General features: G+C 51.8%; 2 protein-coding genes. Both read right to left on the bottom strand.

From position 1 onward, the window contains the following. Positions 1–178 precede the first annotated feature (178 nt). Positions 179–3,262, bottom strand: coding sequence for a DUF1156 domain-containing protein (locus tag AC13DD_RS00075; protein ID WP_482930652.1), 3,084 nt, complete (start codon positions 3,260–3,262; stop codon positions 179–181). A gap of 37 nt (positions 3,263–3,299) precedes the next feature. Beyond that, positions 3,300–3,884, bottom strand: a complete 585-nt coding sequence (locus tag AC13DD_RS00070; protein ID WP_482930651.1) for a PglZ domain-containing protein — start codon at positions 3,882–3,884, stop codon at positions 3,300–3,302. Positions 3,885–3,989: the final 105 nt, after the last annotated feature.

Here is a 3,989-nt window from a genome sequence, read left to right as displayed (position 1 = left end):
CAGCACTGGTTCAGCGCTTGGTGCCCCAGTAGATAATCGGGCTCCCCCGGCCCGATACCAATGGGGGAAAGGGGGAGTTGTGCCTGAATGCCGGAAACTGGCTAAATAATCGCCAACTTCGACCATGACCACTCGGATCTGGCACTACCAGGCTTGGTCTGCGAAGGTTGTTGGAGCACTATGAGAAATCCGGGCTAAGAAGTTTTTTGACATTAATCCCGCTTTCTGCAAAACAAGCACCAACCAGAACCATGGCCTGATCGAGGTCTCGGTGAAGCGTGTGGAATTTCGCACTGCGCTCTTGCGCAAAAGTGAGGGGCGAGACCCAGTGGAAAATCTTTTTCTTTTCCTCTGTCCATCCTCGACTGACGAAATCACTAGGTCCAATGCCCGTACCTCTCAGATACTTCTGCATCTGGTCCCGAGGCACCTCCAGGGTTTTATGGAAGATGCGCAAGAACTGACGAGAAATCGGCTCGCACTTGACGGGGGTACTTCCACCCTCATTCTCTGCTTGGTCATCGAGGAGCTGGTTGATGCCCACTAGTGCCTCTTTAACAGTAAATTCACGCCCCTCTTCCACATAGACTTGGCCATAGTGGCGAGAGAAGTACTCCAGCGCCTTTCCTCGCTTCACCACCTGAATATCTGCCTTCGGCAAGCCTTCATTTTGGTGGTGTTCCAGAATACCCTGCAACTGCCTTACATCGGCCAGAATTTGGCGTCGCAGCCGAGCCCAGGAAATTCTCTTCGGATCTTCAATCCGTTTCCGGCATACGTGGATAATGTCGTACTCAATAGTCTTTGAGCCAAACTCCCCTTTCCCTTTCGTCTCGTCGCTACGTATTGGATAGGTCGCCTCCAGGTAATAGCCGGCATCAAAGAGGCTTTCCAGAACATCAACCCAAGGTGCATCCTCACTGTGATGGAAGGTGAAGGAAAGTATACCGCCCGGCTTCAACAAGCGATTCGCTTCCCGCCAGCATTCTGTCAGCAGTCGCTTGTAGAAAGCGTCCGGGTCATCGGGATGACGCGCGCGGTTTGAAACAGCCTCAAGTGTCTTGGGGGTGTACTCACCAGAAAAGTACTCTGGATACTTGTCCTTGAGCACCAGTCGAAGCCATACGTAAAAGAAATCGGCGAGTTCTGCATAATGCAGGAGGCCACCAAACGGGGGATCCGTGACCACGAGGTCGAATTCCTGATTCCCATACTCAGCAAGCTCGGTCGACGACCCGCACGTAACGAGCGTTCCGGGCAAAACAGGATCACCCGGCTCAGCTTTTTCACTTTTCCCCGTCGTTTGTTTAGCAATATCTGGATCCAATGTAGCTAGACGCTCATTGGAAACCGTATCCCATGGCTGCTTGCACCACTCCAACCCTTTAAACGTGTTGGCTCTGCACGAAGCCCAATTGCCGCGCCCGAGATTCGCAAAAACAGAGTTTTCGATTACCGTGGATTTGGGATGATAATTGTTGTTACTGAACATTGGCTCCGGCGTATCTCGCTGAGGATTCCAAAAACAAAACATATTCTGGTTTCGCAGATACTGCTGGAAGGTCCCGAGCACTATTTCTTTAGCCACGTCACTGTATCCATAGGCCTCATCGATAGCCTTCAGGAGCTGCGTGTGAACCAACAGTTGAACCGAGCTAAACATCTTGTACCAATGTGTGAAACCATGATTTGGCACACCGCCTTGTAGGTGATGGGTCATGAATCCATACGGCAGCTCGCTCTTCGGCCAATAACCGGCCAGGTCCTCGCTTTTACGACGCTCCCATTCTGCAATCGCAGCGTTTTGTCGCTTGATCGACTCAGGACCCGGAGCTTGGAAAAAGCGACCTCCGTATGGATATCCATCTTCATCATATTTTGCGGAGTAACATTGTAGTGCGTAGGCAGACATGGGACCTGTCAAACCCGAAGAGCGGATACTGTCCAACACATCCTGCTGTCGCCCACAAGTATCTTCCTGACAGGTAAAGTTGGATTTTTTGGGTATTGTTCCCTCAGATGTGCTGAACGTTTTGCCTGTTTCAGGGCAGGTCACTTGGTCTGGTAGCGGTCCTCGAACCTCAACCAACCGCAATGTCGATGCTCTGAGCTCGTTCCAGCGGGATGTTGCTGCAAAGTCACTCGTAGCTGAACCACCCAGGTTTCCGCCTTGATCTTTTCCTGACGCCCCCTTCAGCCAGTCGGGATGAACGAGCAGCGTCAGATCTATTTTCTTATTTTTGCGAAACTTTTTCAGAAGCCGAGATGATTCACCCTTTTTCGCAGCGACTTCGTCCCTGTGCTGCTCATGGCAGTGAGGACAGGAGTAGTACCCATCATCGTCCATAATCGAATAGGGTTCTTCTGTTTCAGCCACCACCAGCGGAACATCCGGTGCCATGCGGGCTTCGTAGCGTTCAATGTCGAACGTTTTATGGCAGTGAGAGCATGGTATGCCCAACCATGATTTAACCGAAAGCTTCTTTACGGCAACAACTGGGCTGGTCATCAGCGGTGTACGATGTCCACAGCCGGGTGCAGCACAAGGGCCGTGCTTCGCCCAGAAGGTATAAATCACTTCTGGACCTTCGTAGCTGTACTCTTTTCGCTCTTCCGGAGTGAGAGCCAATGGATCGAAATCATCCCCCATCTTTTTCCCGGAAGATATGTGGGTCCAGACCCCTTTTTCGCCGTTAGGGCCTTCACAGGCATAAAACGGCATAATCTGCGGCTTCACTTCCCGCTCTACGTGATCGAAGAGCTTGTTAACTTCACCCAGATCAACGTCCGCCAGCTCATTCTTGACGACTAACCAGGCAACGGGATTCAGGTCGTTGCCAGCCATCTGCATACCAAGGCGAGCACCTTCAACCAGAGTTGTACCCCCACCCATGAAGATGTCGGCCACTTTCAGCTTGCGGAACGCCTCGTTCTTCTGGTGATTCCCGTAATAGCTGTCCCATACCAGTTTCGCCGCCTCCGCCGGGTCATCCGGGGCTTTCGTTGCGGCTGCAATCAAAGTGGAACGAAAGACGCTAGAGCGACGGCGGGCCCACCACTTACTCATCTGATAGATTGGCTTACCGGCGTTGCCTTCAATCTGTGCAATCTGGTTGATTGGTAGAATCGGGAAATCCACCTCAAGGCAGGTTTTCGGCCGGTTTGGATCACTAAAATCCACTGACTCAAGATGCAGCTCTTTTCCTGCGCCAACGGTTTCAGCAATGTGTTCTGCTAATACTTCTGCCTTGGTTTTCGCCATTTATAAATCCGTCGGTTGTATGGTTGATCAGCGGAAATTACCGCGACAATTCGATATAGGGTACAGCCACTTCGAGCAAAGACAGCCCTCCGTGTGTCAACGAAGGGTATCCGCCCTGACTTTTCCATTTTCGCCGGCCAAGGACGAGCTCCCAGCGACCATGTTTGCTGTCCACGATTTGAGTAAGCGGGGGGACCCAATAATGAGGCTTGTCGCCGGGCTCTACGGGCGCAGCACGGCCTGATTTAAAGCTCGACTTGAGATAGTCACTTTGTTCGCGATGCGACACATCTGGAAATAAACCTGAGTGGGCATAACCATGATCAGCCGTTATCACCAGACGCCGACCGATTGTGAGCTTTTCGATCAATGACCAGAATTCGTCAGAACGCAATCGAGCAGCTGCAGATTTGGCGAGCTTCCGGTAGCCATTTTCATCCGCCAACTCGTGCATTTCACTGTCTGGCCATTCGTGCCAGAAGATGATGTTCGGCTCCGACTTTATCAATGCAGCGCAGTCGCCAAATGGAAGGTCTGAAACTTCTGTGAACGCCCCGGGGAAGTGTGCACTATTGCCACTATTATTGGCTAGGGGTCTGCGCGGCAGAAGTATTTTGAGCAAGTGACCCCGCCGCGTCGAATCACAGTTCGGCCCGAGAACGTATCCACAATATCCAGCCGAATAGAGTCTCGATTCTCTCTATTCAGTCAGTCAAGACGGTTATCA

This window comes from Marinobacter sp. L-13 (assembly GCF_056857715.1).
This window is presented reverse-complemented; position numbering and strand designations above follow the sequence as displayed.

What these genes read in the sequence shown, in the direction of transcription:
- AC13DD_RS00075 (WP_482930652.1), bottom strand. Translation starts at nt 3,262, where the DNA reads ATGGCGAAAACCAAGGCAGAAGTATTAGCAGAACACATTGCTGAAACC.